Genomic DNA, 19,838 nt, shown 5'->3' with positions numbered 1-19,838 from the left:
GTTCGCGTTAATTATGGAAATACCCCAATTTTTGAAGCTTTTTAAGCGAAACAGCCGCGATGGTGGGTGGGTAGCCCTCACGACCGGCAAGCGGGGTGTCCATGTTGCCCAGATCAAGTTCATGGGTTCGCGCCCGCAGGTGACGAAATGTGCGTTCTATCCGCTCGCCGAGATGTCCGCGACCGCCCTGGAGAAAGTACGCAAAGACGTCCAGCTTGGCGACGCCAGATTCACTACGCTGCTGTCCGCCAGCGAATATCAGCTGATGATGGTGGATGCGCCCAATGTGCCGGTCAATGAACTGAAGACTGCGATACGCTGGAAGATCAAGGATTCGCTCAACTATCACGTTGACGATGCGACCATCGACGTGTTGCAGATCCCGAGCAGCAAATACGGCAGCGATCGACCGCAATCACTTTATGCAGTGGCCGCATCGAACGAGACGATACGCAAACGCATCGAGTTGTTCGAAAAGGCCAGGATCGAACTGAACGTGATCGACATTCCCGAAACGGCGCAGCGAAATATCGCCATGCTGTTCGAGATGGAGGGGCGCGGGCTTGCCATGCTGACGTTCGGTGATGACGGGGGTTTGCTCACCATCACGTGCGATGGCGAGTTGTTCCTGGCACGCCGGATCGAGGTCACATTCGGGCAGTTACAGGATGCCGACGAGAATCTGTGTCAGCAATATCAGGATCGTGTGGAACTGGAAGTGCAGCGCTCGCTGGATTACTTCGATCGCCAATTCCACCACATCCCGGTGAATCGCATATTGCTGTCGGCACCGGCTTCGGTCGGGCTGGACAAGTTATTGACGAACAGTCTGGGCATGTCGGTCGAAATGCTCGATCTTGCCCAGGGGATGGACATCTTTGCCGTACCCGAGCTGGCGGACAGTGAGTTCGCCAGTTATGCCTTGCCTGCGCTGGGTGCGGCATTGCGTCAGGAGAAGAAGACGCTATGAGCCAGCAGATCAACCTGTTCAACCCGATCTTCATGAAACAGAAGAAGTATTTTTCTGTGGCCACGATGCTGCAGGCATTGGGCTTGATCGTGCTGGGTTCGACGGTGTTCTATGCTTACGCGGTATACCAGGTTTCCCAATTGTCGAAACAGGCAGAAGAAATGAGCAAGCGCTATGCTTCCGAGCAGGCGAGACTTGCCAATTTCACCAATGAGTTCTCGTTGCAACGCTCGGCACAGATGCTGGATGAGCAACTGAAACAACTCGAAGCGCAGGCGAAATCGCAAGAGGCCGTGCTGGCGATGCTCAAGAGTGGCGCCATCGGCAATACCCAGGGTTATTCGGAATACATGCGCGCTTTTGCCCGGCAGTCGATAAACGGGTTGTGGCTCACTGGGTTCGATATCATCGGCGATGGCACGCAGATAAGCTTGAGCGGGGCAGTGGTGAATCCGCAACTGGTGCCGTCATTTATCCAGCGCCTGGGCAAGGAAAGAGTCATGCAAGGCAAGACGTTTTCGACTCTGCAGATGCAGCAGCCCAAGAAAGACGGCGATCGGGCCGTACCGCGCTATGTCGAATTCAATCTTCGCTCGACTGCGATACCCGACGAGGCAAGGAAATGATGCTGCAGGAGAAAATCGGCAAGATCATCGTCAAGGTGGATGGCATGTCCTTGCGCGAGCGCGCCCTGATCTTCGCGGCTGCTGCATTCCTGGCGGTGTCTCTGATCGACTCCTTGTTTCTTGAGCCGTTGCTGGACAAGCAGAAAAAACTTTCCGCCCAGGTCATCCAGCAACAGGAGAAAATGAAGGAAACCGAGGCGCAGATAGCTGCACTGCTGCAGGCCAAACAGGCCGATGCCAATTCGCCGCAACGCGAGCGCATCCGCGTGTTGCGCCAGCAGATCGCCGACGGGGACGCCTATCTGAAAGGGCGTCGCGACAAGCTGGTGCCGCCGGAAAAAATGGCGCAATTGCTGGAACAGGTGCTGAACAGGAACGACCGCCTGAAGCTGGTTGCGCTCAATACCCTGCCGGTAAGTTTGCTGATAGAACCATCGGGTGATGCCGTCCATGCCCAGGCAACGGGGCCGGAAAAGCAGATATACAAGCACGGCGTGACGATCACCGTGCGCGGCAGCTATGCCGACCTGTTGCAGTACCTGACTGCGCTGGAGAAGTTGCCTACACAGATGTACTGGGGGGTGGCAAAAATGGACGTGATCCACCATCCTACCGTGGAGTTGAGCTTGACCCTGTACACCCTGAGTTTGGATAAGACATGGCTCCAGGTCTGAGGTTGCCCTTGATGGCATTGTTAATGTGCGCGTTGCAAGTCGCGGCGGCAGAGTCATTGCCGGACCCGACGCGCCCTTCTATCGACTTGAATTACGGCACAGGTGGCGCGGACAGCACCGCGGACACTGTGCCAGTCGAGCCTGCACCGCAGGGGTTGCAGTCCATCATCATTGCGCCGCATTATCGCGCGGCCATCATCAACGGTGAGACGGTGAGCCTGGGCGGCAAGTTGGGCGATTCAAGACTGGTCGAGGTGAGAGAGAGCAGCGTGGTATTGCAGAACGCGCATGGCCGACGCGTGATGGAGCTGTTTCCAAAAGTGAGTATCAAGAAAAACGAGACGGTGCAGCAAATGAGTGGCGCACCGGTGAAAGCATCAGGGCAGACGAATCCGCCCGAGCAAGCTGTAGGAGGAGTCAAATGAAACGAGTATCGGTAATGCTGGCGGTGTTGCTGTTGTCGGCCTGTGCGACGGGCGGCAACACCAAGAACCTGGCAGCACAAAAGATCAACCAGGAGATGGATGCTGCCGTCAAGTCGCATGAGGCTGCGAAGCCGGAAGCCGTGGATCAGGCGCTCTTGCCCCCGCTGGCGTTGCCGCCGGCACAACTCGACAGCAAGCCTCTGGAAACCAAATTCGATCTGGCAGTCAACAATACGCCGGCCAAGCAGGTTTTCATGGCGATCGTCTCGGGTACGCGTTACAGCGTGCTGGTTCATCCCGACGTCAGCGGGAACATCTCGCTCAACCTGAAGGATGTGACCGTGTTCGACGCGCTTGAAGCGATACGCGACATGTATGGATATGACTACAAGGTGGATGGCACGCGCATTTACATCCAGCCTTTGACCCTGCAGACGAGGATCTTTCAGGTGAGTTATTTGACCGGCCAGCGTGACGGCAGGTCTTCCTTGCGCGTGGCTTCAGGTTCGGTTGCGGATAGCGCGGTTACGCAGGGCATGCCGGCTACGGCAGCGACCGGTACAAACAGCAACCGCGACAGCAGCAAAGTGACCATGACAACCAGCACCGATTTCTGGGGCGAACTGTCTGCGGCGCTGAAAGCGATCGTGGGTGACGAGAAAGGCCGCAGTGTGGTCATCAGCCCGATGTCGGGCGTGATCGTGATTCGGGCCATGCCGGACGAGTTGAAGAATGTGGCCGCTTACCTCAAGGCCTCGCAAATTTCCATAGACCGGCAGGTCATACTTGAAGCCAAGATCGTCGAGGTGCAATTGAACGATTCGTTCCAGTCCGGTGTGAACTGGGGGGTGTTCAAGAATGGCCCGAATAGCCATGTGACCGCGGGGATAGGCAGTCCGGGAAGCACATTGTCACCGGGCGGGGCAGTTGCATCCACTTTGGCGAATACGGCACTGACTTCGACGCCGGGCGCATCGTTATTGCCAACGGCAACATCGTTATTGCCCTCCAGTGCGGTGGCGGGTTCATTGTTTGGCCTGGCTTTCCAGACCAGCAACTTTGCCGCGCTGCTTAATTTCCTGGAGACGCAAGGGAATGTCCATGTGTTGTCCAGCCCGCGCATCGCCACATTGAACAACCAGAAAGCGGTTCTGAAAGTGGGCACGGACGAGTTTTTCGTGACTGAAGTAACTGGCGGTACGCAAGCAACGACAGCGATTGCCGGTACTTCGCCAACGGTGAAGGTGCAACCGTTCTTTTCCGGTATCGCACTGGATGTGACGCCAGTCATCGACGAGAACAACGAGATCATCCTGCATGTGCATCCCTCGGTCAGCACGGTCACGACCGTGAACAAGACGGTCGATCTGGGGACTTCCAATGGGGTGTCCAATATCTTCAATCTGCCGCTGGCATCCAGTTCTGTCTCGGAAACTGACAGCATCGTGCGCGCGCGCGATGGACAGATCGTTGCGATCGGCGGGTTGATGCGCCAGGCCGAGGTCAACGACGATTCCGGTTTGCCGGGGCTGCCGAAATCTATTTTTGGGCAGACCAGCAAACATACCGAGAAACGCGAGCTGGTCATTCTGTTGAAGCCGACCGTGGTGGACAGCGACAAGGACTGGTCGGCCGACATCGCGGGCAGCCGCGACCGGATAAACGGCTTCGCCAGATAAGCACCATGTATCTGGCGCATTTCGGCTTGCGCGAACCGCCATTCTCGCTTACGCCCGACACCAGTTTCTTCTTTGCCTGCACCAACTATCAGGAAGGTTTGAATACCTTGCTGGTGGCGGCGCGCACCGGCGAAGGCTTCATCAAGATCGTCGGCGAGGTCGGCAATGGCAAGACTCTGTTATGCCGAAAATTCCTTGCGACACTGAGCAGCGATCGTGAAACCACCACCGCGATAGGCACCCAGGACGGCGGTGTCAGCGGACGCCATGCGGCAAAATTCATCACCGCCTACATCCCCAATCCCTATCTTGAACCGCGCAGCCTGTTGCTGGCGCTGGCAGAGGAATTTCGCATTGACGTAAGCAGCGAAATCGATCAGCACCAGTTGCTGAAAGAGTTGAAGATCACGTTGCTTAATTTTGCCCGCGAAGGGAAGCGCGTGCTGGTCTGCCTGGATGAGGCACAGGCGATGCCGCTGGAAAGCATGGAAGTGCTGCGCCTGCTCACTAACCTGGAAACCGAAAAGCGCAAACTGATGCAGGTGGTGCTGTTCGGACAGCCCGAACTGGATGAGCGCCTCAAGCATGACTCGGTGCGCCAGTTGCGCCAGCGCATCAGTTTCCAATACCAGCTTCAGGGGCTGCATCGCGACGAGATGGACAGGTACTTGCGCCACCGTCTGGCAGTGGCGGGCTATAAGGGGGAGACCTTGTTCACTTCGGCCGCCGTCAATCTGATGCAGCGAGTTACACGCGGGACTCCCAGGTTGGCCAACATCATCGCGCACAAGGCATTGATGCTGGCCTATGCAGAAGGCCGCCAGCAAGTGCAAATGCGCCACGTTCGCAAGGCTGCCGCGGACACACCGGAGTCCCGCAAGGACTGGATGGTATGGGTCTGGTGGGGGATGGGCGCACTCGCGCTGTCTGCTCTGGCCGCGCTCGGAATCTGGCTGCGATGAGCCTCATCAATCAGGTATTGAATGAGCTGGAGAATCGGGGCTCCAACGCGCCATTGGGCGAGATCGCGATCCGGGCAGTTCCGCCGCGCAAACGGTCGTATGTGAAACTCTATGCGTTCCTGGCAATGGCGCTGGTGGTGGTGCTGGCGGGAGTCAGGTGGTTTATGGAGCGCCCGGCACCTGTTCCTGAACGCGCTGTCATCGCAGTTGCACCATCGAATCCGGTTGCGACGGATCCCAATGCGGTACCGGCGAGCGCTCCAGCACCAGTCATGGCAGGTGGCGAGCCCTCTGTGCTTCAGTCTTCGGACGGCTTGCATGGCAAACCCCTGCTGGAGGTGGGGGACGAAGAACAAGTGGAGCCGGCACCCGAGGTAGAGAAGCCCAAACGCCACAATCGCAAACGGAAGGCGCAACAGCTTGCCGGGAATGCCGGGGATTTGCCAACAGAAGATCCGGAGATTCAGCAACTCAAGACGGTCAGTCCGCAGCAGCGTGCGGCAAACGAATTCGGCAAAGCCAATCTGGCTTTGCAGGAGGGAAGAACGAACGATGCGCTGGCGGGCTACAGGAATGTGCTGCTCATTGACGCGTCGTACAAAGAAGCCCGGCGTGCATGGGTCGCCCTGCTGATCAACCTCAAACGCAACGACGAGGCAGAGAGTGTACTGAAAAAGGGCCTGAGGCATGATCCGCACGACGCCTTGTTTGCCATGCAGCTGGCGCGCTTGCAGGTGGCTCGCGACGATGTGCCGTTGGCCCTGAAGACATTGCAGAAAACCTTGCCATATGCCGAAGGCCAAGCCGATTACCAGGCCTTCGTGGCTGCATTGTTCCAGCGCCTGAATCAGCATGAAGAGGCAGTTGCGCATTACCGGGTTGCCCTGAGGCTGGTGCCCAATGGCGGTATCTGGTGGATGGGCATGGGGATCTCATTGCAGGCGTTGCAACGCAACGATGAAGCTCGCGTTGCCTATCAGCGTGCACTCGCCACCAGCAGTCTGACTCCCCAGTTGCAGGCATTCGTGCAGAACAAGCTCAAGGAGCTGTGAGCCTAATGGGTGTGCGGCAATGTCCGCGCCACCACCCAGACGCTGACCTCGCGTGCGCCAGCCTGTTTCAATGCGCGCGCCAGCTCGCCGGTCGATGCACCTGTGGTCATCACGTCATCCACGATGGCGATGTGTTTGCCGCGCACATCGGTGCTGGAACAGACGAATGCCTGGCGCATGTTCTTGTCGCGTTCCTTCCATGGCAGGGAAGATTGCGGCGGCGTATTGCGTACCCGTTCACAGGCATCCGGCAGCAGGGGGATATGCAGTCGGCGCGAGATTCGGCGCGCCAGCAACAGGGATTGGTTGAAACCTCGTTCGCGCAAGCGCGCCGGATGCAGCGGCAGGGCAACCAGCCGATCGGGCCTGGTGTCTACACGCTGTGCCAAGGCATCGGCAAGATGGTTCACCAATGCCAGATGTTCGTGGAACTTCAACGCCCGGATCAATTTGTCGACCGGAAAGTCGTAGCTGAATGCTGCCACGGTGTGGTCGAACGCAGGCGGCTGTTGCAGGCAGGCACCGCATACGCTGCCACTCGGGGTCGGCAGGGCGCAGATTGGGCAATGTTCCGCGTTCAGGCGCGGCAGCTCGGTGTCGCAGGCGGCACAACATAGACCGACATGGCTGGCTGCGCCGCAGAGCAGGCAAGGCTGGGCGGGTAGCTGGCGCATGAATTTTGTGCCGATGTCAAACTGGCGATGGGATAAAATAGACATGTTGGTCCGATCCTGTTGCTGTTCCGGGTCGTGTATGTGCCATTGCTATTCTACTTGCTTGTTCAAACTATTATGCAAACCAAAACCATCGAATTCGTCCGTCCCGTTCAACCTGAAGTTTCCGCCCAGCGCTGGAGCGTTGACGCAGTCGAGGCCTTGTTCAGGCTGCCTTTTGCCGATCTCATGTACCGCGCACAACAAACGCATCGTGCGCATTTCGACCCGCATGCGGTGCAACTCTCAACCCTGTTGTCGATCAAGACCGGCGGTTGCGCCGAAGACTGCGGTTATTGCACCCAGTCCTCCTACCATTCCGCAGGCGTGGAAAACACAAAGATGCTGGAAGTGGAGGAGGTGGTAAAGGCTGCCAAAGCGGCCAAACAGGCCGGTGCCGGGCGTTTCTGCATGGGGGCGGCCTGGCGCGAGCCCTCCAGCGAAGATATGAATGCGGTGCTGGAAATGGTCAAGGAGGTGCGTGCGCTGGGGATGGAGACATGCGCGACGCTGGGCATGCTGAACGATGAGCAGGCTGAACAGTTGCGTGCCGCCGGGCTGGATTACTACAACCACAATCTCGATACGGCGCCGGAGTTCTACGGCAACATCATCACCACGCGCGACTACCAGGATCGCATCGATACGCTGGAACGCGTGCGCAAGGCAGGCATGCATGTGTGCAGCGGCGGCATCATCGGCATGGGCGAGAGCCTGACGCAGCGTGCCGGGCTCATCGCGCAGCTGGCCAACATGGATCCCTATCCCGAAAGCGTGCCGATCAACAACCTGGTCAAGGTCGAGGGCACGCCGCTGGCCGACACTGAAGACCTCGATCCGCTGGATTTCGTGCGCACCATCGCCGTGGCGCGCATCACCATGCCGGAAGCATTTGTGCGACTGTCTGCCGGGCGGGGCGAGATGAGCGATGCCGTGCAGGCGCTATGCTTCCTGGCAGGCGCAAACTCGATTTTCTACGGCGATCAATTGCTGACCACCGGCAATCCCGAGGTGGAACGCGATCGTGTGCTGATGGGCAAACTGGGCATGTACCCGCTTGCAGATAAAAATCATTAGCCACAGAGCACACAGGGATCACGGAGAGACGCTCGCTCTGTTCTGATTTGCCCTGTGTACTCTGTGCTTTCTTTGGCCAAAATGCCTTTCACTGAATTACAGAACGAACTGGACCGGCGGGTAGCACAAGATCTGCTGCGCCGCCGCCGTACGCTGGATACGCCGCAATCGCCGCATATCGTCGTGGACGGCAAGCCGTATCTGGCGTTTTGCAGCAACGACTACCTCGGTCTTGCCAATCACCCGCAGCTGATCGCCGCTTTGCAGCAGGGTGCGCAGCATTGGGGTGTCGGTGCGGGTGCGGCACATCTGGTGAACGGGCATTTCGGCGCGCATCATCGACTGGAACAGCAGCTTGCAGCCTTCGCCGGAAAACCCGCTGCATTGCTGTTCTCCACCGGTTACATGGCGAATCTCGGCGTGGTGCAGGCGCTGGTCGGCAAGGGCGACACCGTGTTCGCCGACAAACTCAACCACGCTTCGCTCAACGATGCGATGCAGTTGTCGCGTGCCGAAACGAAGCGTTACCGGCATGGCGATATGCAGCAGCTGTCTCAATTGCTGGCGCAGACGCCGAGCGGCAGGAAGCTGGTCATCACCGACGCTGTCTTCAGCATGGATGGCGACATCGCTCCTTTGCAAGAGCTGCTGGCATTGTGCGAGCAGCACGATGCCTGGCTGTATGTGGATGACGCCCACGGCTTTGGCGTGCTGGGCGAGCAGGGACGCGGCTCGCTGGCGCAATTCGGCATCGCATCGCCGCGCGTCATCCATATGGCGACGCTGGGCAAGGCGGCAGGCGTATCCGGCGCTTTCGTCGCGGCGGAGCAGGTGGTCATCGATACGCTCGTCAATCATGCGCACAGTTACGTCTATACCACCGCCACGCCTCCCGCATTGTCCGTCGCACTGTCACAGAGCCTGGAATTGATCGCCCGCGGCGATGCCTTGCGTGCGCACCTGCAAAAGCTGGTGGCACAGTTGCGTGGCGGTCTGTCCGGCCTGCCGTGGCAGTTGATGCCGTCGGATACCGCCATCCAGCCGCTGCTGATCGGGGATAACCTTCAGGCGCTGCAGTTGAGCGAAGCATTGCGCGAACGCGGCATCTGGGTCGCGGCGATCCGTCCGCCGACTGTTCCGCAGGGTACCGCACGGCTGCGCATCACGCTGTCGGCAGCGCATGGCGAGGCAGATGTTTCACGACTTGTCGGGGCATTGCATGAGCTTGCACATCGATAGCATCGGCAGCGGTGAACCGCTGCTGTTGCTGCATGGCTGGGGCATGCACGGCGGCGTGTGGAGCGAGGTTGCGCAGAAACTGGCAGAGAGTCACAGGGTGCATAGCATAGACCTGCCGGGCTACGGGTTCAGCAGGGACGAAAACGCACCGACACTGGATGCTATCGTGTCTGTGCTGGCTGCCTGTTTTGCAGAGCCGATCGCCGTGTGCGGATGGTCGCTGGGCGGGCAGGTCGCGATGCACTGGGCGGCGCGCGAACCTGATAAAGTGCGCAGACTGGTTCTGGTGGCAAGTACGCCATGTTTCGCTGCGCGCGAAGACTGGCCCTGCGGGATGGGAAGCGAAGCGCTGGGCAAGTTCGCCGAGGAGCTGGAACTGAATCATGCAGCCACACTGCGCCGTTTCATTGCACTGCAATTGCGCGGCAGCGAGAACGAGCGCGAATTGCTGGCAGTGTTGCGCGAACGCCTGTTCAGCCGCGGCGAATCCGACAAGGATGCGTTGCGTGCCGGGCTGGCGATCTTGCGCGATATTGATCAGCGCAGCGGACTGAAGGACATTCGCCAGCCGGCACTGGTCATCTGCGGCGAGCGCGACAAGCTGACGCCGCCGGAGGCATCGCGTTATCTGGCTCATGCCTTGCCCGCGGCGCGCTATATCGAAGTTGCGGGTGCGGCCCATGCGCCGTTCCTGTCGCACCCGGATTTTTTCGTAGAACAGATGAAGAGTTTCCTGCATGAACGAATTTGAAATAGACAAGCGGCAAGTACGGCGAGCATTCAGTCGCGCGGCGCGGGATTACGATGCCGCCGCCGTGCTGCAGCGCGAGGTGTGCACACGCATGCTGGAGAAACTGGACGTCATCAAGCTCCAGCCGGCGCACGTGCTGGATATCGGCAGCGGCACCGGTTGGGGCACGCGCCAGCTGGGCGAGCGCTACCCGAAGGCTGAGGTGATAGCGCTGGATATCGCCATCGGCATGCTTCAGGTTGCGCGGGGCACCTCGAGCTGGTGGACAAAATTGTTCGCGGCGAAGCGCGAAAGCTATCTCTGCGCCGATGTCGAGGCCTTGCCTGTCGCGTCAAATAGCGTCGAAATGGTGTGGTCGAACCTTGCGCTGCAGTGGTGCAACGACCTGCCCGGCACTTTCACCGAGTTGCAGCGCGTGCTCAAGCTGAACGGCCTGCTGATGTTCTCCAGTTTTGGCGTGGATACCTTGCAGGAATTGCGCACTGCCTTTCAGGGCATCGATGGCTACAACCATCTCAGCCGTTTCGCCGACATGCATGACATCGGCGACATGCTGGTGGCGGCCGGTTTCGCCGATCCGGTGATGGAGATGGAACGGATCACGCTGACCTACAACGACGTGCGTGCGGTGATGCAAGACCTGAAAAGCATCGGCGCACACAACGCCACCGCCGGTCGCGCACCCGGCATGATGGGCAAGGCGGCATGGCAGCGGGTCACGGAGAACTACGAAAGACTGCGCCGTGACGGAAAACTGCCCGCCACCTTCGAGATCATCTACGGCCATGCCTGGAAGCCGGCACCGAAGACGACAGCGGATGGGCGAGCCATCATCAGGACAGACTTCAGGCTATGAGCTACTTCGTCACCGGTACCGACACCGGCGTGGGCAAGACGCTGCTGAGCTGCGCACTGCTGCACGCATTTGCTGCACGAGGCAAACGAGTGGCCGGGTTCAAGCCGGTGGCGGCAGGCTGCGATGAGGACGACCGCAATGGCGACGCAAAACGGCTGCGTGCCGCGAGCAGCATCCAGGCTACTTACGGCCAGGTGAATCCTTACTGTTTTGTGCGCCCCATCGCCCCCCATCTTGCCGCTCGCCATGCCGGGGTACGCATCGATTTTTCGCGTATTCTGACGTCCTACCGGGAGTTGGCGGGACAGGTCGATGAAGTGATCGTGGAAGGTGCGGGAGGTTTCTGCGTGCCGTTGAACGAGAAGCAGGATAGCGCCGACCTGGCAAAACAGCTTGGGCTGCCGGTCATCCTTGTGGTCGGCATGCGGCTCGGCTGTCTCAACCATGCGTTGCTGACTCTGCGCGCGATCGCGGATTTACAACTAGAATGCGCGGGCTGGATAGCCAACGTGCTGGATGCAGACATGCCCGCGTTGCAGGAGAATATCGAGGCATTGCGCGAACGCGTCGCTGCCCCGCTGCTGGGTATCGTCCCGTTTCAATCGCAACCCGACGCTTGCGCGGCAGCTGCGAATTTGAATCTGGATTTGCTGGAGAAAAAACAAGCGGATGGTTGAATTCAGTCTCATCGCGGTGTTCCTGGTCGGTCTGCTCGGTGGTGTGCATTGCCTCGGCATGTGCGGCAGCATCGTCGGCATATTTACCACCCAGGTACCCAAAGCAAGACCGCGCTGGCCGTTCCATCTGGCATACAGCAGCGGACGCATCGCGAGCTATGCGGTGGCGGGCGCACTGGTGGGGGCGATAGGCCAGGCCGGTCTGTTGATGCGCGATGCCGTTCCTGTGCAGCATCTGTTGTTTGCGCTGTCGAGCCTGATGCTCATCGCGCTGGGTTTGTATCTCGCCGGCGTATGGGGCGCGGTGCGACGGTTGGAGCGCTTGGGCGGGGGGCTGTGGAAGCGCCTGCAGCCATTTACGACCAGGTTGCTGCCGGTGAATACGGTGCCGCGTGCGCTTGGGTTGGGTGTCCTGTGGGGCTGGTTGCCGTGTGGGTTAGTATATAGCGTGCTGCTTACTGCATTGGCGAGCGCCAGCGCGGTCAAGGGCGCGCTGATCCTGCTTGCATTCGGTTTGGGCACGTTGCCCAACCTGCTGGCGATCGGCCTGTTCTGGGAAAGCATCAAGGGCTGGGTGCAATCGCCGCGCGTGAGAATGGCGGCAGGGCTGCTGGTGGCGTTGTTCGGGGTGTATGGCCTGTTCAAGGTCGGGTACACGTTTTATATCAATGGATGGAGCGGTAGCTGCCATGTCCCTGCGTAACTTGTTGCTGTGCCTGTTGTTCCCGTTGCTTGCCTCCTGTGGCGAGCAATCGCTGCCTTCGCCTTTTCAGGCCGGCGACGTGACTGCAAAATACGCGCATGCGGATTTCCACCTCAAGGATGCGACCGGCAAGCCGGTCAGCCTGGCCGACTATCGCGGCAAGGTGGTGGCGCTGTTCTTCGGCTATACCCACTGTCCGCAGATATGTCCGACCACGCTGGCCGAACTGGCACACATGATGAAATTGCTGGGCAAGGACGCCGACAGGGTACAGGTATTGTTTGTCACGCTCGATCCGCAGCGCGATACGCCCGAGTTGCTGGCGAAATATCCGGCTGCGTTCTACCCCACTTTCAAGGGTCTGTATGGAGACAGTGCAGAGACTGCGCAAGCGGCGAAAGCCTTCGGTGTGACCTACGAGAAACACATGAACAAGGACGGCGGCTACGATCTGGATCATTCCGCCGGGACATATTTCATCTCCCCCAGAGGGCGGCCGATCCTGTTGTCGCCCTTCTGGCAACATTCGGATTCATGGGTGCAGGACGTCAGGATACTGCTTTCGTTCAAATGAATCCGCTGGCCGATCTGCTGCGCTTCGAGATAGACGAAATAAATCTTCCGATCCGTTCGGAGCAGATTCGCGCCCGCCTCGACAGCTATCCGTTGATGGTCGTGTCGCAACTCGCCCTGGCCCCGCTATTGGTGATGCTGATGTGGGGCAAGATATCGCATGAAGTTTTGCAGGCCTGGTTGGCAGCGGTCTATTGCGTACATGGGATTGAATACTTTTTCTGGCATCGGCATCGCGCACTGACCAAGAGTGTAGTCCAGAACCGCTACTGGGATCGCATGTTCAGGAGATTGACGGCGATGATCGCGCTCGCCTGGGGCAGCGCCGGTGTGCTTATGTTTGTCCCGGGTGATCTGGCTTACCAGGCCCTGATGATTTGCGTGGTGATGGGACTGTCCGCGGGCGCAGCCACCAGCAATCCCTTCCATCCTCCTTCGATGTTCATCTACCTGATCGGCACGATCCTGCCCCTGCTGGGCAGGCTGGCATGGGAAAACGACACGACGCACTGGATATTGTTCGTGATGCTGGGCATGTTTTGCGCTTTCGTACTCAAATCGGCGCTGGAACTGATCCGCACCTTCGAGCAGTCGCAACGGCGCAGGTTCGAGAACGAGATTCTGGTCGGCGCATTGCTGGAACGGAAACGGGACGCGGAAGCGTCGCGCCTGGCGGCAGAGCAGGCCAATCATGCCAAATCAAGATTCCTGGCCACCGCCAGCCATGATCTGCGCCAGCCTTTGCAGGCCTTGCGCTTGTTTTCCGACGCCTTGCAGGATACCGCCAGGGAGAAAGAGACAGTCCGTCTGGCCGGTCAGATCGGCAAATCGGTCAATGCGCTGGTCGACATGTTCGACGACCTGCTGGATGTCTCGCGGCTGGATGCAGGCATCGTGGAACCGCGCATGCAGCATTTCCTGCTGGGCGACCTGTTCGACCGTCTGTATGGCGATTTTGCGCCGCTCGCCCAGGCGAAAGGATTGAGCTTCGAACTGCCCGTATGCACGGGGAGAACATGCGGCCCGCAAAATATCTGCGATGTGGTGGTCCGTAGCGATCCATTCCTGCTCGAACGCATGCTGCGCAACCTCATTTCCAATGCCATACGTTATAGCGACAGCGGCGGCGTCACCGTGCGCTGCATCTGCATGCTGGGCAAGGTCGGTCTGGACATCGCCGATACCGGCATCGGTATACGGGCCGAAACGTTGCCGCATATCTTCGAGGAATACTATCAGGCGGACAACCCGCACCGCGACCGCCGCAAAGGCCTGGGGCTGGGTCTGGCCATCGTGCGCCGGATCGAGCAACTGCTGGAATGCAAGGTCCGGGTCAGCTCCGAGCCGGGGGTCGGCTCGGTGTTCAGTTTCGAGGTGCCGATGGGCGATCCCGAAAACCTGGCGCAGCCCTTTGTCATCTCGCATTCCCAGTACGATCTGAGCGGCAGTGTGGTGGCGCTGGTGGAAGACGACCAGGACATACGCGAAATGACGGTCAACCTCCTGGAGCAATGGGGGTGCAGGGTGGTTGCGGGCGAGTTTTTCGAGGACGTGATACGCAAGCTGGATATCGCCGGACTGCAGCCTGGCTTGCTGATATGCGATTACCGGCTTCCCCGCGGCACGACCGCCATCCGGGTCATCAGGCAGATGCGGGAGCAATGGGGCAGTGAATTGCCGGCGGTCGTGCTGACCGGCGATACGGCCAGCGATACCTTGCATGAGATACACGATAGCGGGGCGATCCTGCTGCACAAGCCGATTGCGCCCATGCGGCTGCGGGCGATGATGTATTCCGCCTTGCACGGGGAAGGCTAGAAGCCCTTGCCTGGAGTGGTATGATTACGGGTGCTCAGGGACCGAGAGGTAAAAGATGAAAATAAAAGTGCTGATGGCGGATGATCACGCCTTGTTTCGCGATGGCATGCGCTATGTTTTGCAGCAACTGGCCGACGAAGTCGAGATACTGGATTCCGGGAATTTCCAGGATGCATTGCAGCTGGTGCATGACAACCCCGATGTCGACCTGGCGCTGCTCGATCTGAACATGCCTGGCAGCGAAGGCGTGCCCTCCATCCAGTTCTTCCACCTGCGCCACCCCGATATCCCGCTGGTGGTCGTTTCCGGTTCGGATCATCGCGACGACATCGAAAGCGTGATGGAATCCGGGGCGATGGGATTCATCTCCAAGATGTCGTCGAGCAAGATCATGCTGTCGGCATTGCGCATGGTGCTCGAGGGCGGCGTCTACCTGCCGCCGCAACTGTTGCAGCAGGCAGTGAACAACGTCGACCAGGGCGAATCCTTGTCGAGCAAGCGCTCGCAGCGCGCAGCCAAGTTCGGCCTCACGTCCAGGCAACTCGAAGTGCTGACCTATCTTGCATCGGGGTTGGCGAACAAGGAGATATCCAAGAGGATGAATCTGGCCGAAGGTACGGTGAAGATACACACGGCGGCGGTCTATCAGGCCCTGCATGCCAACTCGCGGCTGGAAGCGGTCAGCGCCGCGCGCCGGCTGGGATTCCTGCCGCCCGCTCCCAACGACACCGAGGGTAATTGATGGCGCTACCCGCAAGCCCACGTCCGCCATTGCCGGAAAGACTGCTCGGCCTGTTGCGCGAATCGCGCTGGCTGCTGCTGGTGGCGGTGGCGCTCTACCTGGTTCTCATTCTGTTCGGTTTTGACCGTGCCGATCCTTCGTGGTCGCACAGTGCGAGCGATGCCGTCACGCACAATCCCGGCGGCGTGCTCGGTGCATGGTTGGCGGATGTGCTGCTCTACGTGTTCGGTTTCTCGGCATGGTGGTGGGTCACATTGATGTTGCAACGTGTGTGGGCCGGCTATCGCCGCATGCGCTCCGACAGCCTGTTCGATCAGCGCGCCCTGTGGGTCTCCTTGCTGGGTTTTTTCGTGCTGCTGTTTTCCAGCAGCGCGCTGGAGGCGTTGCGCCTCTATACCTGGAAGGTCTCCTTGCCGCTTGCTCCGGGCGGCATGCTGGGTGAGGTGCTGGGCGGTGCGTTGTCGCACACGCTGGGCTTCATCGGCGCCACACTGTTCCTGCTTGCGCTGATGGTGGTGAGCTTCAGCCTGTATACCGGCTTGTCGTGGCTGCGCCTGGCCGACTGGCTGGGAGGACGACTGGAAGACACTTACCTGTGGGCGCGCAACGCCTGGCAGACCCGGCAGGACAAACGCATCGGCGCGCAGGCGATGCAGGAACGCAACATCGTCGTCGAAGAAGAGAAGAAGCGCGTCGAGGAACATGAGCCGATCCACATCGAGATGCCGGTCTATGAAGTGCCGCGATCGACCCGCGTGCAGAAAGAAAAGCAGGTCTCGCTGTTCGCCGACATGCCGGATTCGGACCTACCGCCATTGCATCTGCTGGATGAGGCGAAGCAGCAGGTCGAGGTGGTCTCCGCCGAGACCATGGAATTCACCTCGCGCCTGATCGAGCGCAAGCTCAAGGACTTCGGCGTGGAGGTCAAAGTGGTCGGCGCCTATCCCGGCCCCGTCATCACCCGCTACGAGATCGACCCCGCCGTCGGCGTGAAGGGCAGCCAGATCGTCAACCTGGTGCGCGACCTGGCGCGTGCGCTGTCGGTGGTGAGCATCCGCGTGGTCGAGACCATCCCCGGCAAGACCTACATGGCACTGGAACTGCCCAACCCGAAACGGCAGATCGTGCACCTGTCCGAGATCCTCGGTTCGCAGGTGTATGCCGAGATGAATTCGCCGCTGACCATGGCCATGGGCAAGGACATCTCCGGCAAGCCGGTGGTGGCCGACCTGGCCAAGATGCCGCATGTGCTGGTGGCCGGCACCACCGGTTCCGGCAAATCGGTGGCGATCAACGCCATGATCCTGAGCCTGCTGTACAAGTCCACGCCGCAGCAGGTGCGCCTGCTGCTGGTCGACCCCAAGATGCTGGAACTGTCGGTGTACGAGGGCATCCCGCACCTGCTGGCGCCGGTGGTCACCGACATGCGCCAGGCTGCCTCCGCGCTCAACTGGGGCGTGCAGGAGATGGACAAGCGCTACAAGCTGATGTCGGCACTGGGCGTGCGCAACATCGCCGGCTACAACCAGAAGGTGCGCGACGCCATCAAGGCGGGCGAGCCGCTGACCAACCCGTTCACCATCACGCCGGAGAATCCGGAGGCGCTGGAGGAACTGCCGTTCATCGTGATCTTCATCGACGAGCTCGCCGACCTGATGATGGTGGTGGGCAAGAAGGTGGAAGAACTCATCGCGCGCCTGGCGCAGAAGGCGCGCGCGGCAGGCATCCACCTGGTGCTGGCGACGCAGCGGCCATCGGTGGATGTGATCACCGGCCTGATCAAGGCCAATGTGCCGACGCGCGTGGCATTCCAGGTGTCGAGCAAGATCGACTCGCGCACGATCCTGGACCAGATGGGGGCGGAAGCGCTGCTGGGCCAGGGCGACATGCTCTACCTGCCGCCGGGCAGCGGCTATCCGCAGCGCGTGCATGGCGCCTTCGTCTCCGACCAGGAGGTACATCGCGTCGCCGAGCACCTCAAGGCGCAGGGCCAGCCGAACTACGTCGAGGGTGTGCTGACCTCGCTGGATGAGCCGGCCGAAGGCGAATACGACGGTGGCGGCGGAGATGCCGAAGCCGATGCACTGTACGACCAGGCCGTGGAGATCGTGCTGAAGACGCGCCGTCCCTCCATCTCGCTGGTGCAGCGCCACCTGCGCATCGGCTACAACCGCGCCGCGCGCCTGATCGAGGCGATGGAAAAAGCCGGGCTGGTGTCGCCGATGCAGTCAAACGGCAATCGCGAAGTGCTTGCGCCTGCAAGGCAAGAATGAAAAACAGGATTTAGGAATTTGGATTTGGGATTTGGGCATGACGCCGATCCTTCTAAATCCTAATTCCAAAATCCAAAATCCTTACCAGGAATTATGAAACATAAACTTCTCTTTCTGACGCTGCTTGTTCTTCCCTTGGCGTCGCATGCCGCAGCCACCGGCAAACTGAAATCCTTCATCGCCGGCACGCATTCTGCGCAGGCGAACTTCACGCAAGAGGTGCTGGAAAAAAGCGGCAAACGCATGCAGTTCGCCTCGGGCACCATGCAGTTCGTGCGGCCGGGCAAGTTCCGCTGGGTCTACCAGAAACCGTATGAACAGCTCATCGTCGGCGACGGCAAGAAGTTCTGGATGTACGACATCGATCTCAACCAGGTCACGGTGAAGAAACTGGATGCCGCGCTGGGCAGCAGTCCGGCGGCATTGCTCTCCGGCAACAACGAGATCGAGCGCGATTTCACCCTGAAAGATCTCGAAGATCGCGATGGATTCGAATGGCTGCAAGCCACGCCGAAGTCGAAAGAAACGACGTTCGAGAAGATACTCATGGCGTTCAATGGCAAATCGGAACTGGCAGTGATGGAGCTGTACGATGCCTTCGGTCACCACACGGTCCTGCGCTTCACGGAACTGAAGAACAACCCATCGCTGTCGGCGAAGCTGTTTCATTTTGTTCCGCCGAAAGACGCCGATGTGCTGGGTGAGTGATGAGCGACCTGTTCGCACCTAACCAGCCTGCCGCGCCGCTCGCCGAGCGGCTGCGTCCAAAACACATCGACGAAGTCATCGGCCAATCGCACCTGCTGGGCGAGGGCAAGCCGCTGCGCCTGGCGTTCCAGTCCGGCAAGCTGCATTCGATGATCCTGTGGGGGCCGCCGGGCGTGGGCAAGACCACGCTGGCGCGACTGATGGCATCGGCCTTCGATGCCGAGTTCGTGCCGTTGTCGGCGGTGCTGTCCGGCGTGAAGGACATCCGCGAGGCCATCGCGCAGGCCGAGGCGACCCTGCAGCAGAGCGGCCGCCATACCATCCTGTTCGTGGATGAGGTCCACCGCTTCAACAAATCGCAGCAGGATGCCTTCCTGCCGTTCGTCGAGCAGGGGCTGGTCACCTTCATCGGCGCGACCACCGAGAATCCCTCGTTCGAGCTGAACAACGCGTTGCTGTCGCGGGCGCAGGTGTATGTGCTGCAATCGTTGTCCGAAGCCGAGATGGGGCAATTGTTCGAGCGCGCGCAGCAGGTCGCCTTGCAGGGGCTGGAATTCGACGCTGCGGCGAAAGAGCGCGTGATCGGCTATGCCGACGGCGATGCGCGCCGCCTGCTCAACGTGCTGGAGCAGTTGCAGACCGCCGCCCAAGCTGCGAAGCTGGACAAGGTCGACGCCAAATTCCTCGATGCCACGCTGGCGCAGAAGATGCGCCGCTTCGACAAGGGCGGCGAGGCTTTCTACGACCAGATCTCCGCGTTGCACAAATCGGTGCGCGGCTCCAATCCCGATGCCGCCCTGTACTGGCTGGTGCGCATGCTGGACGGCGGTGCCGATCCGCGCTACCTGGCGCGGCGCATCGTGCGCATGGCCTGGGAGGACATCGGCCTGGCCGATCCGCGCGCCATCCAGTTGTGCAACGATGCCGCCGCCACCTACGAACGCCTCGGCTCGCCCGAAGGCGAACTGGCGCTGGCGCAGGCGGTGCTGTACCTCGCCGTCGCCGCCAAGTCGAACGCGGGGTACGTCGCGTATAATGCCGCCCGCGCCTTCATCGCCCAGGACGGCTCGCGTGAAGTGCCGCTGCACTTGCGCAATGCGCCGACCAAATTGATGAAGCAGCTGGATTATGGCAAGGGCTACCGTTATGCGCATGAAGAAGCGGAGGGCTACGCGGCGGGAGAGAACTATTTCCCCGACGGTATGCCGCAGGTGAGTTTCTACGAACCGACGGAGCGCGGGCTGGAAGCGAAGATTGCGGAGAAGCTGGCGCATCTGCGCGAGCTGGATGCAAAAGCGAAAAACAAGAATTAGCCACAGA

The 19,838-nt window shown here is 60.0% G+C and carries 20 protein-coding genes; 19 read left to right on the top strand and 1 reads right to left on the bottom strand.

All coding sequences use genetic code 11. From position 1 onward, the window contains the following. Positions 1-31: 31 nt before the first annotated feature. Genes SLIT_RS12975 through SLIT_RS15395 form a run of 7 tightly spaced genes read left to right on the top strand, consistent with a single transcriptional unit; the run spans position 32 to position 6,388 of the window. Positions 32-970, top strand: a complete 939-nt coding sequence (locus SLIT_RS12975; RefSeq protein ID WP_223293802.1) for a type IV pilus biogenesis protein PilM — start codon at positions 32-34, stop codon at positions 968-970. Further along, a complete protein-coding gene (locus SLIT_RS12970) occupies positions 967-1,596 on the top strand; it encodes a PilN domain-containing protein (protein WP_013030719.1) in 630 nt (209 codons plus the stop codon). Before SLIT_RS12975 ends, SLIT_RS12970 begins: the two co-directional genes overlap by 4 nt. Further along, positions 1,593-2,270: a type II secretion system protein GspM gene (locus SLIT_RS12965; RefSeq protein ID WP_013030718.1), complete on the top strand. Its 678-nt coding sequence runs from the start codon at positions 1,593-1,595 to the stop codon at positions 2,268-2,270. Before SLIT_RS12970 ends, SLIT_RS12965 begins: the two co-directional genes overlap by 4 nt. A gap of 11 nt (positions 2,271-2,281) precedes the next feature. After that, entirely contained in the window at positions 2,282-2,695 is a 414-nt protein-coding gene (locus tag SLIT_RS15400; RefSeq protein WP_013030717.1) for a hypothetical protein, read from the top strand. Further along, positions 2,692-4,374 (top strand): secretin GspD/PilQ domain-containing protein, encoded by a 1,683-nt coding sequence (locus SLIT_RS12955; RefSeq protein WP_013030716.1) that lies wholly within the window; start codon positions 2,692-2,694, stop codon positions 4,372-4,374. Before SLIT_RS15400 ends, SLIT_RS12955 begins: the two co-directional genes overlap by 4 nt. A 5-nt stretch (positions 4,375-4,379) precedes the next feature. Further along, a complete protein-coding gene (locus tag SLIT_RS12950; protein ID WP_013030715.1) occupies positions 4,380-5,336 on the top strand; it encodes an ExeA family protein in 957 nt (318 codons plus the stop codon). Further along, positions 5,333-6,388: a tetratricopeptide repeat protein gene (locus SLIT_RS15395; protein WP_013030714.1), complete on the top strand. Its 1,056-nt coding sequence runs from the start codon at positions 5,333-5,335 to the stop codon at positions 6,386-6,388. The genes SLIT_RS12950 and SLIT_RS15395 overlap by 4 nt, the downstream gene beginning before the upstream one ends. Before the next feature lie 2 nt (positions 6,389-6,390). Here the strand turns inward: SLIT_RS15395 and SLIT_RS12940 are convergent, their stop codons facing one another. Then, positions 6,391-7,107 carry a ComFC family protein gene (locus SLIT_RS12940; RefSeq protein ID WP_013030713.1) on the bottom strand — a complete coding sequence of 239 codons (717 nt, stop codon included), beginning with the start codon at positions 7,105-7,107 and terminating at the stop codon, positions 6,391-6,393. 72 nt (positions 7,108-7,179) lie between these two features. Between SLIT_RS12940 and bioB the strand changes: the two genes are divergently transcribed. The 12 genes from bioB (at position 7,180) to SLIT_RS12880 (ending at position 19,831) form a co-directional block, all read left to right on the top strand. Continuing rightward, positions 7,180-8,178 carry a biotin synthase BioB gene (bioB, locus tag SLIT_RS12935; protein ID WP_013030712.1) on the top strand — a complete coding sequence of 333 codons (999 nt, stop codon included), beginning with the start codon at positions 7,180-7,182 and terminating at the stop codon, positions 8,176-8,178. 81 nt (positions 8,179-8,259) lie between these two features. Then, positions 8,260-9,417, top strand: coding sequence for an 8-amino-7-oxononanoate synthase (gene bioF, locus SLIT_RS12930; RefSeq protein ID WP_013030711.1), 1,158 nt, complete (start codon positions 8,260-8,262; stop codon positions 9,415-9,417). After that, on the top strand, positions 9,398-10,168 hold the full coding sequence (bioH, locus tag SLIT_RS12925; protein ID WP_041420880.1) for a pimeloyl-ACP methyl ester esterase BioH: 771 nt from the start codon (positions 9,398-9,400) through the stop codon (positions 10,166-10,168). The genes bioF and bioH overlap by 20 nt, the downstream gene beginning before the upstream one ends. Next, positions 10,155-11,024: a malonyl-ACP O-methyltransferase BioC gene (gene bioC / locus SLIT_RS12920; protein WP_013030709.1), complete on the top strand. Its 870-nt coding sequence runs from the start codon at positions 10,155-10,157 to the stop codon at positions 11,022-11,024. Before bioH ends, bioC begins: the two co-directional genes overlap by 14 nt. Then, positions 11,021-11,701: a dethiobiotin synthase gene (gene bioD / locus SLIT_RS12915; RefSeq protein WP_013030708.1), complete on the top strand. Its 681-nt coding sequence runs from the start codon at positions 11,021-11,023 to the stop codon at positions 11,699-11,701. Before bioC ends, bioD begins: the two co-directional genes overlap by 4 nt. Then, the gene (locus SLIT_RS12910; protein WP_013030707.1) at positions 11,694-12,404 is read left to right on the top strand and encodes a sulfite exporter TauE/SafE family protein; all 711 of its coding nucleotides are present in this window, start codon (positions 11,694-11,696) and stop codon (positions 12,402-12,404) included. The genes bioD and SLIT_RS12910 overlap by 8 nt, the downstream gene beginning before the upstream one ends. Continuing rightward, a complete protein-coding gene (locus SLIT_RS12905; RefSeq protein WP_013030706.1) occupies positions 12,391-12,978 on the top strand; it encodes an SCO family protein in 588 nt (195 codons plus the stop codon). The genes SLIT_RS12910 and SLIT_RS12905 overlap by 14 nt, the downstream gene beginning before the upstream one ends. Next, positions 12,975-14,795 carry an ATP-binding response regulator gene (locus tag SLIT_RS12900; RefSeq protein WP_013030705.1) on the top strand — a complete coding sequence of 607 codons (1,821 nt, stop codon included), beginning with the start codon at positions 12,975-12,977 and terminating at the stop codon, positions 14,793-14,795. The genes SLIT_RS12905 and SLIT_RS12900 overlap by 4 nt, the downstream gene beginning before the upstream one ends. Before the next feature lie 55 nt (positions 14,796-14,850). Then, a complete protein-coding gene (locus SLIT_RS12895) occupies positions 14,851-15,537 on the top strand; it encodes a response regulator (RefSeq protein ID WP_013030704.1) in 687 nt (228 codons plus the stop codon). After that, complete coding sequence (locus SLIT_RS12890; protein WP_013030703.1) at positions 15,537-17,810, top strand: DNA translocase FtsK; 2,274 nt, start codon at positions 15,537-15,539, stop codon at positions 17,808-17,810. Before SLIT_RS12895 ends, SLIT_RS12890 begins: the two co-directional genes overlap by 1 nt. 93 nt (positions 17,811-17,903) lie before the next feature. Then, positions 17,904-18,518 (top strand): outer membrane lipoprotein periplasmic chaperone LolA, encoded by a 615-nt coding sequence (gene lolA, locus SLIT_RS12885; RefSeq protein WP_013030702.1) that lies wholly within the window; start codon positions 17,904-17,906, stop codon positions 18,516-18,518. Next, positions 18,518-19,831: a replication-associated recombination protein A gene (locus SLIT_RS12880; protein WP_013030701.1), complete on the top strand. Its 1,314-nt coding sequence runs from the start codon at positions 18,518-18,520 to the stop codon at positions 19,829-19,831. The genes lolA and SLIT_RS12880 overlap by 1 nt, the downstream gene beginning before the upstream one ends. Positions 19,832-19,838: the final 7 nt, after the last annotated feature.

The sequence above is a fragment of the Sideroxydans lithotrophicus ES-1 genome, from assembly GCF_000025705.1.
In the GTDB taxonomy this organism is placed as follows: Bacteria; Pseudomonadota; Gammaproteobacteria; order Burkholderiales; family Gallionellaceae; genus Sideroxyarcus; species Sideroxyarcus lithotrophicus.
The sequence above is the reverse complement of the archived record's forward strand: the minus strand, read 5'-3'. Positions and strand labels throughout refer to the sequence as shown.